Annotated in this window: 16 protein-coding genes; 12 read left to right on the top strand and 4 right to left on the bottom strand. The window is 66.3% G+C overall.

The genetic code is table 11. The features are described 5' to 3' along the window. Positions 1 to 42: 42 nt before the first annotated feature. From gatB to gatA, 3 genes are all read right to left on the bottom strand, one after another. The gene (gene gatB / locus ACK4SV_RS11340; RefSeq protein ID WP_409917944.1) at positions 43 to 1,551 is read right to left on the bottom strand and encodes an Asp-tRNA(Asn)/Glu-tRNA(Gln) amidotransferase subunit GatB; all 1,509 of its coding nucleotides are present in this window, start codon (positions 1,549 to 1,551) and stop codon (positions 43 to 45) included. A gap of 187 nt (positions 1,552 to 1,738) precedes the next feature. Then, positions 1,739 to 2,215: a hypothetical protein gene (locus ACK4SV_RS11335; RefSeq protein ID WP_409917943.1), complete on the bottom strand. Its 477-nt coding sequence runs from the start codon at positions 2,213 to 2,215 to the stop codon at positions 1,739 to 1,741. 10 nt (positions 2,216 to 2,225) lie between these two features. Further along, entirely contained in the window at positions 2,226 to 3,698 is a 1,473-nt protein-coding gene (gene gatA, locus ACK4SV_RS11330; protein WP_409917942.1) for an Asp-tRNA(Asn)/Glu-tRNA(Gln) amidotransferase subunit GatA, read from the bottom strand. A gap of 182 nt (positions 3,699 to 3,880) precedes the next feature. Between gatA and ACK4SV_RS11325 the strand changes: the two genes are divergently transcribed. The 4 genes from ACK4SV_RS11325 (at position 3,881) to ACK4SV_RS11310 (ending at position 6,951) form a co-directional block, all read left to right on the top strand. After that, on the top strand, positions 3,881 to 4,300 hold the full coding sequence (locus tag ACK4SV_RS11325; protein WP_409917941.1) for a DUF6491 family protein: 420 nt from the start codon (positions 3,881 to 3,883) through the stop codon (positions 4,298 to 4,300). A gap of 37 nt (positions 4,301 to 4,337) precedes the next feature. Beyond that, positions 4,338 to 4,721 carry an SET domain-containing protein gene (locus ACK4SV_RS11320; RefSeq protein WP_409917940.1) on the top strand — a complete coding sequence of 128 codons (384 nt, stop codon included), beginning with the start codon at positions 4,338 to 4,340 and terminating at the stop codon, positions 4,719 to 4,721. A 106-nt stretch (positions 4,722 to 4,827) separates the two neighbouring features. After that, positions 4,828 to 5,961, top strand: coding sequence for a zinc-binding dehydrogenase (locus ACK4SV_RS11315; RefSeq protein ID WP_409917939.1), 1,134 nt, complete (start codon positions 4,828 to 4,830; stop codon positions 5,959 to 5,961). 237 nt (positions 5,962 to 6,198) lie between these two features. After that, positions 6,199 to 6,951 carry a class I SAM-dependent methyltransferase gene (locus ACK4SV_RS11310; RefSeq protein ID WP_409917938.1) on the top strand — a complete coding sequence of 251 codons (753 nt, stop codon included), beginning with the start codon at positions 6,199 to 6,201 and terminating at the stop codon, positions 6,949 to 6,951. A gap of 15 nt (positions 6,952 to 6,966) precedes the next feature. Here the strand turns inward: ACK4SV_RS11310 and gatC are convergent, their stop codons facing one another. Beyond that, positions 6,967 to 7,254: an Asp-tRNA(Asn)/Glu-tRNA(Gln) amidotransferase subunit GatC gene (gene gatC, locus ACK4SV_RS11305; protein ID WP_409917937.1), complete on the bottom strand. Its 288-nt coding sequence runs from the start codon at positions 7,252 to 7,254 to the stop codon at positions 6,967 to 6,969. 74 nt (positions 7,255 to 7,328) lie between these two features. On the opposite strand from gatC, the gene ruvX reads away from it, so the two are divergent. From ruvX to ACK4SV_RS11265, 8 genes are all read left to right on the top strand, one after another. Next, positions 7,329 to 7,784, top strand: a complete 456-nt coding sequence (gene ruvX / locus ACK4SV_RS11300) for a Holliday junction resolvase RuvX (protein WP_409917936.1) — start codon at positions 7,329 to 7,331, stop codon at positions 7,782 to 7,784. Beyond that, positions 7,781 to 8,707 (top strand): AEC family transporter, encoded by a 927-nt coding sequence (locus ACK4SV_RS11295; RefSeq protein WP_409917935.1) that lies wholly within the window; start codon positions 7,781 to 7,783, stop codon positions 8,705 to 8,707. The genes ruvX and ACK4SV_RS11295 overlap by 4 nt, the downstream gene beginning before the upstream one ends. A 68-nt stretch (positions 8,708 to 8,775) precedes the next feature. Further along, positions 8,776 to 9,723, top strand: a complete 948-nt coding sequence (locus ACK4SV_RS11290) for an aspartate carbamoyltransferase catalytic subunit (RefSeq protein ID WP_409917934.1) — start codon at positions 8,776 to 8,778, stop codon at positions 9,721 to 9,723. Next, entirely contained in the window at positions 9,720 to 11,000 is a 1,281-nt protein-coding gene (locus ACK4SV_RS11285; protein ID WP_409917933.1) for a dihydroorotase, read from the top strand. Before ACK4SV_RS11290 ends, ACK4SV_RS11285 begins: the two co-directional genes overlap by 4 nt. Positions 11,001 to 11,125: 125 nt before the next feature. Then, complete coding sequence (plsY, locus tag ACK4SV_RS11280) at positions 11,126 to 11,758, top strand: glycerol-3-phosphate 1-O-acyltransferase PlsY (RefSeq protein ID WP_409917932.1); 633 nt, start codon at positions 11,126 to 11,128, stop codon at positions 11,756 to 11,758. Beyond that, complete coding sequence (gene dprA / locus ACK4SV_RS11275) at positions 11,755 to 12,873, top strand: DNA-processing protein DprA (protein ID WP_409917931.1); 1,119 nt, start codon at positions 11,755 to 11,757, stop codon at positions 12,871 to 12,873. Before plsY ends, dprA begins: the two co-directional genes overlap by 4 nt. A 197-nt stretch (positions 12,874 to 13,070) precedes the next feature. Further along, positions 13,071 to 15,236: an LPS-assembly protein LptD gene (locus ACK4SV_RS11270; RefSeq protein ID WP_409917930.1), complete on the top strand. Its 2,166-nt coding sequence runs from the start codon at positions 13,071 to 13,073 to the stop codon at positions 15,234 to 15,236. 153 nt (positions 15,237 to 15,389) lie between these two features. After that, on the top strand, positions 15,390 to 16,631 hold the full coding sequence (locus ACK4SV_RS11265) for a peptidylprolyl isomerase (RefSeq protein WP_409917929.1): 1,242 nt from the start codon (positions 15,390 to 15,392) through the stop codon (positions 16,629 to 16,631). Positions 16,632 to 16,647: the final 16 nt, after the last annotated feature.

Here is a 16,647-nt window from a genome sequence, read left to right as displayed (position 1 = left end):
GCCCCTCTCCCCCAAGGGGGAGAGGGGTTCAAGGTCAGGGCGTCAAATCCCCAGCTTGGCTTTCAGGATGTCGTTGACGGCTTGCGGGTTGGCCTTGCCGCCGGAGGCTTTCATGACCTGGCCGACGAACCAGCCCAGCGTCTGGGGCTTGTCCTTCACCTTGGCGACCTGTTCAGGATTGGCGGCGATGATCTCGTCGACCACTTTCTCGATGGCGCCAGTGTCGGTCACCTGTTTGAGGCCGTGTTTCTCGACGATGGCGGCGGCTTCGCCCTCGCCCGCGATCATCCGGGCAAAGACGTCTTTCGCGATCTTGCCGCTGATCGTGCCATCGGAGATGAGGTCGATCAGGCCGCCGAGGGCGGGGGCGGAGACGGGGCTCGCGGAGAGTTCCAGCCCCTCCTTGTTGAGATGGCCGAAGAGTTCCTGCGTCACCCAGTTGGCGGCGAGCTTGGCGTCGCGGCCCTTCGCGACGGCCTCGAAATATTCGGCCTTGTCGAAATCGGAGGTGAGCACGCCTGCGTCATAGCGCGAGAGGCCGTACTCCTTCTCGAAACGGGTGCGTTTCTGGTCGGGCAATTCGGGCAGCGAGGCGCGGATTTCCTCGATCCAGGCCTGCTCGACTTCCAGCGGAAGAAGGTCCGGGTCCGGAAAATAGCGGTAGTCATGCGCGTCTTCCTTGGAGCGCATGGAGCGGGTCTCGCCTTTCACCGGATCGAACAGGCGGGTCTCCTGATCGACCTTGCCGCCGCTTTCGAGAATTTCGATCTGGCGGCGGGCCTCGTATTCGATGGCCTGCTGGATGAAGCGGTAGGAGTTCATGTTCTTGAGCTCGCAGCGCGTGCCGAGATGGCCGAAATCGCCGGTTTCGCGGAACTTCTCATAGTCTCCGGGGCGGCAGACCGAGACGTTCACATCGGCGCGCAAATTGCCCTTCTCCATGTCGCCGTCGCAGGTGCCGAGCGCGATGACGATGGCGCGGAGCTTTTTCACATAGGCGGCGGCCTCGGCGGGCGAGCGTACATCGGGCTTGGAGACGATTTCCATCAGCGCGACGCCGGAACGGTTGAGGTCCACATAGGTGGCGTGCGGGTCCATGTCGTGGATCGACTTGCCGGCGTCCTGTTCGAGGTGCAGGCGCTCGATGCGGCAGGGGAAGGAATAGCCGGGTTTGCCGGGCACTTCCACATCCACATCAATCTCGCCCTCGCCGACAATGGGGTGGGCGAACTGGCTGATCTGGTAGCCCTGCGGCAGGTCCGGATAGAAATAATTCTTCCGGTCGAAGCGGCTCCACGGATTGATCTGCGCCTTCAGGCCGAGGCCAGTGCGGATAGCCTGCTCAACGCAGAAGCGGTTGATGACGGGCAACATGCCGGGCATGGCCGCGTCCACGAGGGAGACGTTGCAATTGGGGTCGGCGCCGAATTCGGTCGAGGCGCCGGAGAAGAGCTTCGCCTTCGAGGCGACCTGGGCATGGATTTCGAGGCCCATGACGACTTCCCAGTCGCCGGTTTCGCCGGTGATGCGGTAGGTGGGGCGTTCGGTCATTCTGCAGTCCTCAGCATGTCTGGGGTGTCCATACCTGCCTTGTCATCGGGGCGGAAGCCGGGAGGCGGCAAAAGTCTGCACTTCCTGGGTAGTTTGGGTGGCCAGTCTGGATGCTGAATCTGGTTCCCGACTTTCGTCGGGATGACAGGGGGGAGAGCGCGTCTCTCGGGCAGAGTGGGGCCAGCGGTCAGATCTTGCCTTCTTCACGGGCGCGGCGGACGCGTTCGGCGCGGGCGGCCATCTTTTCCTTGACCGAGGCGCTGGTGGCGACGCGGGTGGGCTGGGCCGGGGTGTCCGGTTTTTCGGCGGGCGTCTCTTCCGGCTCCGGGGCAAGCTTGCCTTCGGCGATCAGCTGGCGGCGGCGGGCGGCGACGCGGGCTTCGCGCGCCTGCAGCGCCTTGCTCTTGCCGCCGCTGAGGCCGCCGAACAGGCCGGGGGAGAAGCCGGCTGTGCGCACGGGCGCTGCCGTATCGCTTTTGCCCTCCCGCCGCTTGAGGATCATCGTGATGCGCCACGAGACATAGGCGGCCACCAGGATGCAGACGAGCAGCATCGGCTGCATTTCAGGGGCGAGGAGGCTGAGGCCGTACTGGGCGAGCAGCGCCGCCATGAGTATGAGGCACAGGGCGAGCAGCCCCGTAAATATCGCAACAAACCGGATCATGCCCGGAAGATTACCACCAGCGCTCCGGCTTGGCCACAAAGCCAGCTGCATCTTCCAGTGCGCCGCCGACGCGGAAACAGGCCGCCTCGTCCAGCGCGCGGCCGATGACCTGCAGGCCGAGCGGCAGGCCGTTTGCCGAGAGACCGGCGGGCACAGAGATGCCCGGCAGGCCGGCGAGGTTCGCCGTGACGGTGAACACGTCGTTGAGGTACATCTCCACCGGGTCGCCGGACTTCTCCCCGAAGGCAAAGGCGGGCGACGGGCAGGTCGGCGTCAGGATCGCGTCGCATTTCTCGAAGGCGTCGACGAAATCCTGCAGGATGCGGGTGCGCACTTTCTGGGCGCGCAGGTAATAGGCGTCGTAATAGCCGGAGGAGAGCACATAGGTGCCAATCATCAGGCGGCGCTGGACTTCCTTGCCGAAGCCGGTGGCGCGGCTTGCCTCATAGGTGGCGGTGAGGTTGGCGCCGTCGACGCGGGCGCCGTAGCGCATCCCGTCATAGCGGGCGAGGTTGGAGGAGGCCTCGGCGGGGGCGACGATGTAATAGGCGGGCAGCGCGTATTTCGTGTGCGGCAGGGAAATATCGACAATCTCGGCGCCGGCGGCTTTCAGCCAGGCGATGCCCTGCTGCCAGAGGGCGTCGATTTCATCCGACATGCCCTCGACGCGGTATTCGTTCGGAATGCCGATGCGCATTCCCTTGACGCCGGCGGTGACATCGCGGCGCCAGTCCGGCGTTTCGATGTTGAGGGAGGTGGAATCCTTCGGGTCGTGGCTGCACATCGCCTCGAGCAGGATGGCGCTGTCCTCGACGGTCTTGGCGATGGGGCCGGCCTGATCGAGCGAGGAGGCGAAGGCGACCATGCCATAGCGGCTGGCGCGGCCATAGGTGGGCTTGATGCCCACTGTACCCGTAAAGGCGGCGGGCTGGCGGATCGAGCCGCCGGTATCGGAGGCGGTGGCGGCGAGGCAGAGATTGCCGGAGACGGCCGCAGCCGAGCCACCGGAGGAGCCGCCGGGGGTCAGGCCCTGATTGTCGCCCTTGCGGCGCCAGGGGTTGATCGGCGGGCCGAAGCGCGAGGTCTCGTTGGAGGAGCCCATCGCGAACTCGTCCATGTTGAGCTTGCCGAGCATGACGGCGCCTTCATCCCAGAGGTTCTGGGTGACGGTGGACTCATAGGTGGGCGTGAATTCGCCGAGGATGTTGGAACAGGCCGTCGTGCGCACGCCGGCGGTGCAATAGAGGTCCTTGATGCCGAGCGGGGCGCCCTCGAGCTTGCCGCCCTGCCCTTTGGCGAGGCGCGCATCGGAGGCTTTCGCCATCTCCAGCGCCTTTTCGGGCGTCTCGACGATATAGGCGTTGAGCACCCGGGAGGCTTCGATGGCCCTGATAAAGGCGGCGGTGATCTCGACCGCCGAGAACTGCTTCGCCTTCAGCCCGTCGAGCGCGGCGGCGAGGGTCAGGTCGGTCAGGTCGGTCATCGGAGAGACTTCCAGTAAGATGAGGCCATGGCATGAGGCCGGGCCTCCGCTGGAAGCCCGGAAATGAAGCCCTGCCTGCTAGGCCGGTTGCCCTGGAAGTTCAAGTGTCCGTGAGCCCGGTTGCTGCGGCAGCGGGGGCTGTGCATGGTGGATCAGCGCACAACACGCCAAGGAGCCCCGCCATGCTGCGTCCTGCTGCTGCCCTGCTTTCTGCCGCTGTCCTTACTGCCTGCGGAAGCGTGCCCGGCGAGTCCCGCCCGGACGGGATGGAGCGCTATGCCGAGGACCCGCGTCTTGGCGAGCCGGTCGACCGGGTCTGCTTTACCTCCACGATCGACGGGTTCAGCATGAATACCCGCCGCACCGTGGTGCTGCACCGGGGCAGCAAGCGTTACATGGTGGAAGTGTTCGGCGCCTGCCCGGACCTGGAGTATGCCGATGCGATTGGCATGGTTTCGCCCTCGGCCTGCCTGTCGCGGATGGATGCGATCCTGGTGACGCGCACCAGCGGCTCGCCGGGCCCGCGCCCGCAGCGCTGCCAGATCCGCGAGATCCGGGAGTGGAACCCGCGGGCCGAGGCGGAAAATCCGCCGGAGACCTGATGGCGCCGGGCCACCGGGCCGTGCTAGACAATCCGGCATGACCATCCCTCCCGGAGGGGCGCGCGTCGAGGTGAGAACCTCGCCCCTGCATGGACGCGGCCTGTTTGCATCGGTTGATATCCCCGCCGGAGCGCTGATCGGCGCCTATCCGCTGCTGGTGCTGGACCATGAGGATACGGCGGCGGTGAAGGCGACGCGGCTGTATCACTATGTGTTCTATGTCGATGAGCGCGAAGACGGCGCCATGCGGGCGGCGGTGGCGTTCGGCGTGATCTCGATGTGCAATCACAGCGCTGACGCGAACGCCGCCTTCCATGTCGATGCCGGGCGCAGCGAAGTGATCCTCACCGCGCGGCGGTCCATCGCGGCGAGTGAGGAAATCCTGATTGATTATGAGGACTTTGCCGATGTCGCGGTCTGAGGCGGACGCAGCGGAAAGATTGTGCCAGACAGGCATTGGGGCAACAAGCGTCATCTGAAAGCGGCTCACCCGGCCGGCTTGAAAAAAATCCAGGAGGAGGAACCCCATGAGCATCCCTGAAACCGGCCTACAGATCCGCAGCCTTGTGACCGCCGAGGGCAAGCTGGAGCTTTCGCTTGCCGAAGTGGCGGTGCCAGAGCCCGGGCCGGATGATGTGGTCATCCAGGTCGAGGCGACGCCGATCAACCCGTCTGACCTCGGCCTTCTGGTCGGCGGGGCGGACATGAGCACGGCAAAGGCCTCCGGCACGAAGGAGCGCCCGGTGATCACCGCTGACGTGCCGCCGCCCTCGCTGCGCGCCATGGCGGCGCGGCTCGGCCAGTCGATGCCGGTCGGCAATGAGGGCGCTGGCCTTGTGGTGAAGGCGGGCTCCTCCCCCGCGGCGCAGGCGCTGCTGGGCAAGCGGGTGACCGGCCTCGGCGGCGAGATGTATTCGCAATACAGGATGCTGAATGTGGCGCAGGTGATGGAGCTGCCGGCGGGGGCGACCTCGCGCGATGGCGCGTCCTGCTTCGTCAATCCGCTGACGGCGCTGTCCTTCGTCGAGACGATGAAGATGCAGGGCCGGGGCGGCATCGTGCATACGGCGGCGGCCTCCAATCTCGGTCAGATGCTCGTGAAGATCTGCAAGGCGGACGGGGTGCCGCTGGTCAATATCGTGCGCAAGAAGGAACAGGCGGACATCCTGAAAGGTATCGGCGCGACGCATATCGTCGATTCCACCTCGCCCACCTTCATGGAAGACCTGATCACCGCGCTGATGGAGACCGGCGCAACGCTCGGCTTTGATGCCATTGGCGGCGGGCCGCTGGCGGGCCAGTTGCTGATAGCGATGGAAGCAGCGGCAAGCCGGAAGATGAAGGAATACAGCCGCTATGGCTCAGGCCAGGAGACGCAGGTCTATATCTATGGCCGGCTGGACATGTCGCCGACGCTTGTGCCGCCGGGCGTGGGCTTTGCGTGGAACCTGTCGGGCTACCTGCTGACGCCGTTCCTGCAGAAGGCCGGCCCGGAAGTGCGCGCGCGGATGCGCCAGCGCGTGATGGACGAGCTGACGACAACGTTCGCGAGCCACTATACGGCCGAGATCTCGCTGGCCGAAGCGCTCGATCTGGACACGTTGCACGCCTACAACGCGAAGGCGACGGGGACGAAATACCTGATCAATCCGGCGAAGTAGCAGGTCCTGCGGCATCCCGGGCGGGCACAGCCCGATCTGGGATGCCAGCCGGTTGAGGGCGTTGCGCCTCGAAGCGCCGGCGTCAGCGTTTCCTATTCAAACTTGACAGATCATCCATCCCAAGGCTTTTTTTGATCCGGGGATATGGCGACGATTGATGGCGCCCTCCGCAACCTGTAGCGGACAGGCCACATTCGCCCTGCCTATCCCCTGGGGGACTTTGGGGAGGACTGCAGTTTGACAAATCAGGGCTTGGGCGATCCGTATCGCCTTGCGGACGTCGATCCGACAATTTCACCGGATGAACGGATGCTCCAGCCGGGCATGTCTGCCGACGTCTATCTGAATGTCGGGAGATCGGCGATCAATGTCCTGCGCACCCTTTACCAGTCGCAGATGATCCGGACGCAGCCGGCGAGCATACTGGATTTCGGCTGCGGACATGGGCGGATTGCCCGCCATCTTCGTGCCTGGGCGCCGGATGCGGCGCTCTATGCCGCCGATGTGCGGGCGGATGGGATTGCATTCTGCGCCAGCCAGTTCGGCTGCGTGCCGGTGCAGCTGACGCCGACCTTTGGCGAGGTCACGCTGCCGAAGAGCATGGACCTGATCTGGGTCGGCTCCGTCTTTACGCATATCGACCGCGCGCGCATGACGGTCCTGTTCGACTGGTTGTGGGACAGCCTGGCGCCCGGCGGCCATCTGGTGATCACCACCCATGGCGCGTTCGCCAAGGACTTGTCCGACAGTGGCCAGCGTAAGTTCTTCACGCCGAAGAAATGGGCCGAAGTCGTCGAACAATATCAGCGGACGGGCGCGGGGTATGCGTCGTATGACCGGGAGGATCTTGGCGAGTGGGGCTTCTCGCTGACATCTGATGCCGAGATTGCCAGGCTCGGCGAGGGCAAGCCGGATGGCCGGCTGCGCATGTTCCTGAGTGGCGGCTGGGCCCGGCTGCAGGACGTGTTCGCCTGGCAAAAAGTGGCCTGAAGGCCGAAGGACGCCCTACTCCACCGATTTCGGGACGACGAAAAACCCGTGTTCGGTACGAGGGGCGTTGGCGAGCACCTGATCCTGGATGTTGCCGTCGGTGACGATGTCCTCACGCATGGGGAGTTTCGTTTCGACCACCGAGGTCATCGGCTCGACGCCGGAAATGTCCACCTCGTTCAGCTGGTCGATCCAGCCGAGGATGCCGTTGAGTTCGCCGGCGAGTTCATCGAGGCGCTCCTCCGGCACCGCGATGCGGGACAGGCGGGCGACTTTGCGGACATCGTCACGGGTGACGCTCATGGGCAGGCTCCTGTTGAACCCGCCCCATACGGCATAGGCAGAGGCCCTTCAAGGCGCTAAGGCGATGCACACTGATGGCTGTGGTGGATCTCTCCGACCTGCCCCGGGAGGGCGTTCTGCTGGGGCTGGACCCCGGCAAGGCGGCGCTGGGCGTGGCGGCGAGCGACCGGACGCGGCGGCTGGCAAGCCCCGTTGAGACCATCCCGAAGCCGAAACTGGCGCCGGCGCTGGCGCGGCTGTTTGCGCTTTATGACGAACGGCAGGCGGTGGGGCTGGTGATCGGCCTGCCGCTGAATACGGACGGGACGGCGGGACCGAGGGTGCAATCGGTGCGCACGCTGGCCTCGAGCATCCTGAAGGTGCGGGACATTCCGATTGCCTTCCAGGATGAGCGGTTCTCCTCCAATGAGGCCGCCGAGGCGCTGCGCGCAGCCGGCGCGAGCCGGCGGACCCGGGAGGCGCGCATCGATGCCCATGCCGCCGCCATCATCCTGAGGGATGCCCTCGCCCGGCTGGAGGCAAGCTCATGACCCCGTTCCTGACGGCGCTGCTGCCGGTGATCCTGATTGTCGCGCTCGGGCAACTCCTGTCGGTGCGCAAATGGCTGGCGCCGGAGGCGTTCCGGGCGATGGACCGGCTGGGCTATCTCGTGCTGCTGCCGGCGCTGATCGTGCGGGCGCTGGCCGGGGCGGAGTTCGAGACGGCGCCCTGGGCGATGATCCTCGCGCTGGTGGCCGCGCAGGTGCTGCTGGGCGGGCTGGGCCTCCTCGCGCGCGGCTGGCCGGGGATGAACGGGCCGGCGGTGGGCACGGTGATCCAGTCGAATGTGCGCTGGAATACCATCATCGCCCTGTCGCTCGGCGCGATCCTGTTCGGCAATGAGGGGCTCGCCCTTGTGAGCCTTGCGGCGGCCGCGATGATCCCGGCGGCGAACGTAATCTCGGTCTATGCGCTCGTTTCCAATGCCGAGCGCCCGCCGGGGACGAAGCCGAAGCCCCTGCTGGCGCTGACGCGCAATCCGCTGGTGATCGCCTGCGTGATCGGCATTGCGCTGGCGGCGCTGCACATCGAGGTGCCGGTGGTGATCGACGAGACGCTGCGGCTGCTGGCGAATGCCGCAATTGCGGTCGGCTTGCTGAGTGCCGGGGCGGGCGTGGACCTGAAGGCGCTGACACGTGCGGGGGTGCGTACGCTCAGCTGGTCTCTGGTGCGGCTGATCGGCCTGCCGGCGCTGGTGCTCGGCATCGGGCTGATGATCGGGCTGTCCGGCTTGCCGCTGGCGATTGCGCTGATCTGTGCGGCGACGCCGACCGCGCCCAATTCCTATGTGCTGGCGCGGGAACTGGGCGGGGACACGACGCTGGCGGCGAACCTCATCGCGGTGCAGACGGTGCTGGCCGCCGTGTCGCTGCCGCTGACCTGGGGACTGATCCTCTGGCTGGGGGCTATATAGCGCGCGCGCCTGCCCCCTTGCGAGGCGCCGGAAACGCGCTTAAACCGCCGCAAATCGAAGGGGCCCTCATGGCAGCGGCGCAATACACCTATACCTTCCCTCACCGGCACCTCCTCGGAATCGAAGGCCTTCACCCGCTCGACATCGCGCATATCCTCGACCTCGCCGACAGCTATGCGGAGAAGACCCGCGCCGGCGTCCGGCCCGAGGCGCGCCTGACCGGGCGGACGGTCGTGAACCTGTTCTTCGAGAGCTCGACGCGGACAATGTCGAGCTTCGAGATCGCCGCAAGGCGCCTCGGCGCGGATGTCGTCTCGATGCCGGTGGCGGCCTCCAGCGTGAAGAAGGGCGAGACGCTGATCGACACGGCGATGACGCTGAACGCGATGAAGCCCGATGCGCTGGTGATTCGGCATTCGGCATCGGGGGGCGCGAAGCTGCTGTCCCGCAAGGTCGACTGCGCGGTGATCAATGCGGGCGACGGCACGCATGAGCACCCGACGCAGGCGCTGCTGGACCTGCTCACCATCCGGCGCGTGAAAGGGCGGATCGAGGGGCTGAAGGTTGTGATCTGCGGCGACATTGCGCACAGCCGGGTCGCGCGCTCCTCCACCCAGGCGTTGCACCTGATGGGCGCGCGGGTGCATCTGTGCGGGCCGCGCACGCTGATCCCTCCGGGCACGGATACATGGGGCGCGGAAAGTGCGGGCACGGACTTTGACGCGGCGCTGAAGGGCGCGGATGTGGTGATGATGCTGCGCCTGCAGCTGGAGCGGATGAGCGGGGCGTTCGTGCCGAGCCAGCGGGAGTATTTCCGGCATTTCGGGCTGACGGCAGAGCGCCTCGCCCGCGCCAAGCCGAATGCCATCGTGATGCATCCTGGGCCGATGAACCGGGGCGTGGAGATCGAGAGCCGGGTGGCGGACGGGACACGCTCTGTGATTACCGAGCAGGTGGAAATGGGCGTGGCGGTGCGCGAAGCAGTGCTGCACCTGCTGGCAGGAGGGCGCGCATGAGCCTCGCGATTGTCAATGCGCGCCTGATTGATCCGGCCACGGAGCTTGACGGCCCGGGCGCGGTGCTGATCGAGAAGGGCCTGATCAGCGATGTGCGCGTTGGCGCGGAGGCCTCTTTTGAAGGCGCGAAGAAGATTGTGGATGCTGGCGGGCTGTGCCTGTCGCCGGGGCTGATCGACCTGCGGGTGAAGACCGGCGAGCCGGGCGCGGAGCAGAAGGAAACGCTGGAAACAGCTTCGCTGGCGGCGCTGGCGGGCGGGATCACGAGCTTTGTCGTGATGCCGGATACGCGGCCGGTGATCGATGATGTAGCGCTGGTGCAGTTCATCGCCGAGCGCGCGCGGGAGACGGCGAAGGCGCGGGTCTATCCCGCCGGGGCGCTGACGGTTGGCCTTGCCGGCGAGGCGATGGCCGAACTGGGCCTGATGGCGGAAGCGGGCGCGATTGCATTCTCGAATGGCGACTGGCCGGTGGCGAGCGCGCAGGGAATGAAACGCGCAATGGCCTATGCCGCGAGCCTTGGCGCGCTGGTCATGTCGCGTGCCGATGAGCGCTCATTGTCTGGCTCGGGTGTGATGAATGCGGGCGCGTTTGCCGCGCGCGCAGGGCTTTCCGGCATGCCGGTGGAAGCCGAATGGATCGGCGCGATGCGTGATACAGCGCTTGCCGAACAGACCGGATGCCGGCTGCTGCTCGACCAGGTGTCGACGCTCCGCACACTGGAGATTGCTGGGGATGCCCGGGCGCGCGGGGCGAAGGTGTTCGCGACGGCGGCAGCGCATTCGCTGTTCTTCAATGAGCGCGATGTCGGCGACTATCTCACCTATTGCAAGGTGAACCCGCCCTTCCGCGATGAGGAGACGCGGCAGGGCCTGATCCGTGGGCTGAAGGATGGACTGATTGATGCGGTCGTCTCGGCGCATGACCCTCAGCCGCCGGAAGAAAAACGCCTGCCCTTCGGTGAGGCGAGTTTTGGCGCGGCAGGGCTGGAGACGCTGCTGCCGGCACTGCTGAGCCTTTACAATGATGGCGCGTTCAGCTTGCTGGAGGCGCTCCGTCCGCTGACGATTGGCCCAGCGGAACTCCTCGGCCTGCCGCAGGGCCGGCTGGCGCAAGGCACACCCGGCGATGTGATCCTGTTCGATCCGGGCAAGCCCTGGCTGTGCGAGCGCGGCGAGCTTCTCTCCCGCTCGAGAAACTCCCCCTTCGACGGCCGCCGCCTGCAGGGCCGCGTGATGAAGACCTTCGTCGGCGGGGAACTGGTGTTTGCGAGGTAAGGACTGTCGCCCGACGCCACCTCACAAACAAGGATACAGATTTCAAAGGCGGAATCGTCGTCCCCCTTGCCCCTCGCCTGCCCGGACCTTAGACCGGGGCTGCTGGTTAGGGCGAGGAGGCGTGGATGCCGGACTGGGCGATGTATGCGCTGGCGGCGGTGGCGGGGTATCTCTCCGGTTCCATCCCGTTCGGCCTTGTGATCACCCGCGCGGCGGGGCTTGGCGATATCCGCGCGATTGGATCGGGCAATATCGGCGCCACCAATGTGCTGCGCACGGGCCGCAAAGACCTGGCCCTGGCCACCTTCCTGCTCGACAGCCTGAAGGCCGGCCTCGCGGCGCTCGGCTTCACGCTGTGGGCCGGGCCGGAGGCCGGCATGGTGGCCGGGGCGAGCGCCTTCCTCGGGCATTGCTATCCGGTCTGGCTGAAATTCAAGGGCGGCAAGGGCGTGGCGACCTATGCAGGCCTTTTGATCTTCATCACGCCTCTGAAGGGCCTTCTGGTGGGCGCGCCGATCTGGCTCGGCCTGTTTGCGCTGACGCGGATTTCCTCGCTCTCAGCGCTGGTGGCAGCCGCCGCGGTGCCGCCGGGCGCCTGGCTGCTGGGCGAGCGTAATCCGGTGGTCCTGGGCGGGCTGGCGGCCCTGTCAGTGCTGGTCTTCTGGACACACCGGGCCAATCTCGGCCGGCTCCTGAACGGGACAGAGCCGCGCTTTGGCGCCTCCAAGGCCAAGCCGGGCGACAGCACCGGAACATGAGCCTCGCCCGGCCCCTGAGCGCGCCGGAACGCCTTTCCTGGCTGCGCCTCGCGCGGACACAGAATGTCGGGCCGGTCACTTTTGCACAGCTGATCCGGCGCTATGGGTCGGCAGCGGCAGCGCTGGAGGCTTTGCCGGGAATTGCCCACAAGGCCGGGCGCGGGCGGGCGCTGGTGATCCCATCCGCTGCAGAAGTTTCGCGGGAAATCGAGGGCGCGGCGCGGATCGGCGCGCGGATCGTGGCGAGTTGCGAGCCGGACTTTCCGGCGCTGCTCACGCCTCTGGACCCGCCCCCGCCGGTACTTACGCTGATGGGGCGGGCGGAACTCGCCGGGCCGGAGGCTGTGGCCATTGTCGGGGCGCGCAATGCCTCGGCGGCCGGACGAAAGATTGCGCGGGAGATGGCCGCGGCGCTCGGCCGGGCGGGGTTCGCGATCGTGTCGGGCCTCGCGCTCGGTATCGACGGGGAGGCCCATGCGGCGAGCCTTTCGAGCGGCACCGTCGCCGTGCTCGGCGGCGGGATCGGCCAGATCTATCCGCCCCAGCATGAAGGGCTTTACCGGGAAATTGCCGAACGCGGCCTGATCGTCTCGGAAATGCCGTTCGGGCATCTGGCGCGGGCGCAGGATTTTCCGCGGCGCAACCGCATTATAACCGGCCTTGCGCGGGCGACCATCGTGATCGAGGCGGCGGAGCGATCCGGTTCGCTGATTTCGGCGCGGATGGCGGGCGAACAGGGGCGCGAGGTGATGGCGGTGCCGGGCTCGCCGCTGGATCCGCGCGCGGCGGGCACCAATGGGCTGATCCGGCAGGGCGCGCTCCTGGTGCGCGATGCGCGCGATGTGCTGGAGGCGCTGGCGGGGCTTGCGCCGCTGGGCGTCTCCGCGCCGGGCGGCAGGCTGTTCGACGGACCGGCCGGGGATGGCGGGGAGGACTTGCCGGAGGGCGGGCTCGCGCGGCTGAAGGCGGCGCTGACGCCCCATGCCATGCCGCTGGATGACCTTGCCCGCGCGGCCGGGCTGACCCCGGCGCAGGCCCGCGCGCTGCTGATGGAGCTGGAACTTGGCGGAGAGGCGGTGAGCCATCCTGGCGGCCTGGCTGCGCGGGCTATGTAGGTGCCCTTCCTGCACGCAGCGCCCGCCCCGCTGCGGTGCGCGTGCAACAATGGCCATTACAATCGCAGATATGCCATGGCCGGACACTGGACGGGCGGAAGGTTCCTCACTAAGCCTCTGGCAATGGGGGACGCGCGGCGCGCCGGCTGGCCTGCTGCCAATACTCCGGGCGTAACTGGTCAGGGAACGGCCTCGTGGTGAAATGGTCATACTTTGCCCTGACGGCCAGTCTCGCACTGGGCGCCCCGCTGACGGCGGCGGCCCAGGCAGAGACGCGCGCCCCGGCTGAGGCGGTCATCCTTGAAGCCGACCAGGTGTACGAGCTGCGCGACGAGAATTCGATCGTCGCGGAGGGCAATGTCGAGGCGCTCTATGAAGGGCGTATCCTGCGGGCAGACCGGCTGGTCTATAACCGGACGACTGAACGGGTGCGCGCGACCGGGAATGTGGTGATCATCGAGGCCGATGGCACCCAGATGTTTGCCCGCGAGGTCGAGGTCGGCGCCAATCTGAGCGATGGCTATGTCATCGGCTACTCCGCCCGCCTCGCCGACAATGCCACGGTGACAGCAAACTCCGCGATCCGCACCGGCGAAGGCGTGAATGCGCTCGAACAGGTCGTCTACACCGCCTGTGAGGCCTGCGCTGACAAGCCGACGCCAACCTGGGCGATCCGGGCCCGGCGCGCCGTGCAGGATGAAGAAAGCCAGATGATCCACTACCGCGATGCGGTGTTCGAGGTCGGCGGCATTCCGGTGTTCTACCTGCCCTACCTCGCCCATCCCGACCCGAATTCGGACCGCCGGTCCGGCCTCCTGATCCCGGATGCGGGCATCTCCTCGAAGATCGGCGCCTATTACCAGCAGCCTTATCACTGGGTTGTGTCCGACTATTCGGACATCACCATCGCCCCGATGCTGTCGGAAAAGGTCAATCCGCTCATCGGGCTGGACTTCCGCAAGCGATTCTATTCGGGCGAAGTGAAGTTCGAGACGAGCTTCACCCATGAGGCCGATTTCGATAGCGATGGCGAAAAGTTCGGCGAGGAGAAGTTCCGCGGCCATATCTATGGCCAGGGCGCCTTTGCGATCACCGACCAGTGGAAATGGGGCTTTGGCGTCGAGCATCAGAGCGACGACCTGTATGACCGCCGGTATGACATCTCCGGCCAGACCGACCGAAGGGGCCTCTATACGGGCCAGCCGCGCCGGCTGCTGTCGCAGCTCTACACGGTGGGACAGGGCGACAGCTATTATGCCGACCTTTCGGTGCTGAGCTTCCAGGGGCTTCGGGCCACGGATTCTTCGTCGCAGCTGCCGCTGGTGGCGCCGCTGGCCTATGCAGAGAAATACTGGGACTTCGGTGACCTTGGTTTTGCCAGCGTCAATGCCTCCTCGGCCTCGCTGACCCGGGATGGCGGCGCAGACAGCCAGCGGGTCAGCGTCGGCGCGGACTGGCAGACAATCCGCATCCTGCCGGGCGGGTTCGCGTTCGAGCCGTTTGCGGAGATGCGGGGCGATTATTATGCCCTGGACCCAGTGTTTAGCGGGAAGGATCAGGTGACGCGGTTTCTCGGCAATGCCGGCGCCAAGCTGTCGTATCCCATGGTGCGCCCCGGCAAGGCGGTGGATGTTTTCCTGGAGCCGACCGTGATGGCGGCCTGGGGCGTGGCGAATGCCAATGACCCGGCGATCCCGGTGGAAGACAGCCAGTTCTACGAGTTCGACGAATCGAGCCTGTTCTATGCCAACGGATTCGGCAATTTCGACCTGTATGAAGGCGACGGCAAAGCCAGCGCCGGGCTCACCGCCAGGGCGGTCTGGAAGAACGGGGTGGAACTCGCCTCCACCGTCGGGCGCCGCTGGCGCTCGGAAGCCGACCCGGCCTTTGACCGGGCGAGCAATCTGGACGGCAAGAGTTCTGACTGGGTTGGCACGGCGTCGCTGAATTTCGGCCAGAGCCTGCGGCTCAGCTCGCGCGTGCGCCTCGACCCTGATGACCTCAACCTCAACCGGCTGGACGCGCGGATTTCGACAACGCTCGGCCGGTTCCGGGCGGTTGGCCAGTATTACAAGATCGACGGGCGGATCAGCCCGACCGGCGGCTTGCCGGATGAGGGCGTGTACCTGCGCAGCGAATTCAACGTCACCGACCGCTACTCCGTTATCTTCGGCCAGCTGCGCGACATCACCCGGGACCTGAACCCGCTGCAGGAATTCGGGCTCGCCTATTCGGATGATTGCGCCCGGTTCGAGCTGGTTTACCGGCGCACGGAGCAGCGCGACCGCTCGATCGGGCCGTCGGAGAACATTCAGTTCCGCTTCACCTTGCGATCGCTAGGCAATTTCGGATCCGGCGACTAAGCCGCTGTTTGAGGGCCCCCGCGCCGCGCCGGAGAGACCGCCGTCTGCAGGCCGGACTGTTCTGGCACGTTGCGCGACGGGGCGAGATTTGTAAGGTCCGGTGGGCCTGTTGAGACGATCCGCCCGGACCCCCGGGCGAGCTGGAGTGAACGTATGCTACGTGCCCTGATCCTTGCGGCAACCCTTGCGGCGAGTGCGGTGAGCCTGCCTGCCACCGCGCAGCAGCAGGAAGCCGGCCGGACGACGCTGGAAGGGATCGCGGCTGTCGTGAATGACAGGCCGATCTCCTATTCCGATGTGCGCCAGCGTGCGCGCCTTCTGCTGCTGACGCTGGGGGCAAACCAGCCAACGCAGGAACAGGTGCAGCAGATTACCGGCCAGGCGCTGGAGCAGCTGATCGACGAACGCCTGCAGCTTCAGCGGGTCGCGCGCTACAACGTCAATGTGGACCCACGCGAGATCGAGGCCTCGATCGGCGATATGGCGTCTTCGGCTGGCCTGTCCGCCCCGGCGCTGCGCCAGCAACTGATCGCGGCCGGGATCAACCCCGCGAGCCTGGAAGACCAGATGCGGGCGGATATCGCCTGGAACCGGATGATCAACGGGCTTTATGGCTCGCGGATCCGGGTTTCCGACAACCAGATTGAGGACCAGCTGACGCGCCTGCGGGCTGCGCTGCGCCGGACCCAATACCGGATCAGCGAGATTTTCCTTTATGCCCCGGACGCTGCCAGCCGTCAGGAAGCCGTTGCCGCGGCCGGCTCGATTGTGCGCCAGCTTGAGCAGGGCGCCGATTTCCGGGTGGCTGCACAGCGCATCTCCTCCGCGCCGACCTCGGCCGCAGGCGGGGATATGGGCTGGGTGACGCTCGAAGACCTTTCGGCGCCGATTGCCGAAGCCGTGGGCGCATCCACCGGCAACGGGCTCTTGCAGCCGATCGAGACCGAGAACGGGGTGTATATCATCCTCGTCGCCGGAAAGCGCGAGCCGGCCCAGCCGGTGACCCGGGTCGACCTGAAACGCCTTGTGGCGACGGATGGCTCCGAGGCGGCGCTGCTGGAAGCCATCGGGCGGATCCAGTCCTGCGCGGATGTGCAGTCGGTTGCCAATTCGCGCAGCAACCTGCGCTCGCAAGATATTGACGACATCAATGTGGATGAAATGGGCCCCGAAGGCCGCAGCCTGGTGATGGCCACGGAAGTCGGCCAGCCGACGGATATCTTCGCCATCGCGAACGGGCTGGCAGTGATGTATGTCTGCCGCCGTGAGGACGGAGCCGAGGCGCTGCCCTCGCGCGAGGATCTGCGCAACTCGATCCGGGGACGTGAGCTGAACATGATCTCCGACCGCGAGTTGCGTAACGCCCGGCGCGACGCGACCATCATCTACCGATAGCGCTTGATCCGGCCCC

Origin of the sequence: Hyphomonas sp. (assembly GCF_046313735.1) — a bacterium.
Taxonomy (GTDB): Bacteria; Pseudomonadota; Alphaproteobacteria; order Caulobacterales; family Hyphomonadaceae; genus Hyphomonas.
This window is presented reverse-complemented; position numbering and strand designations above follow the sequence as displayed.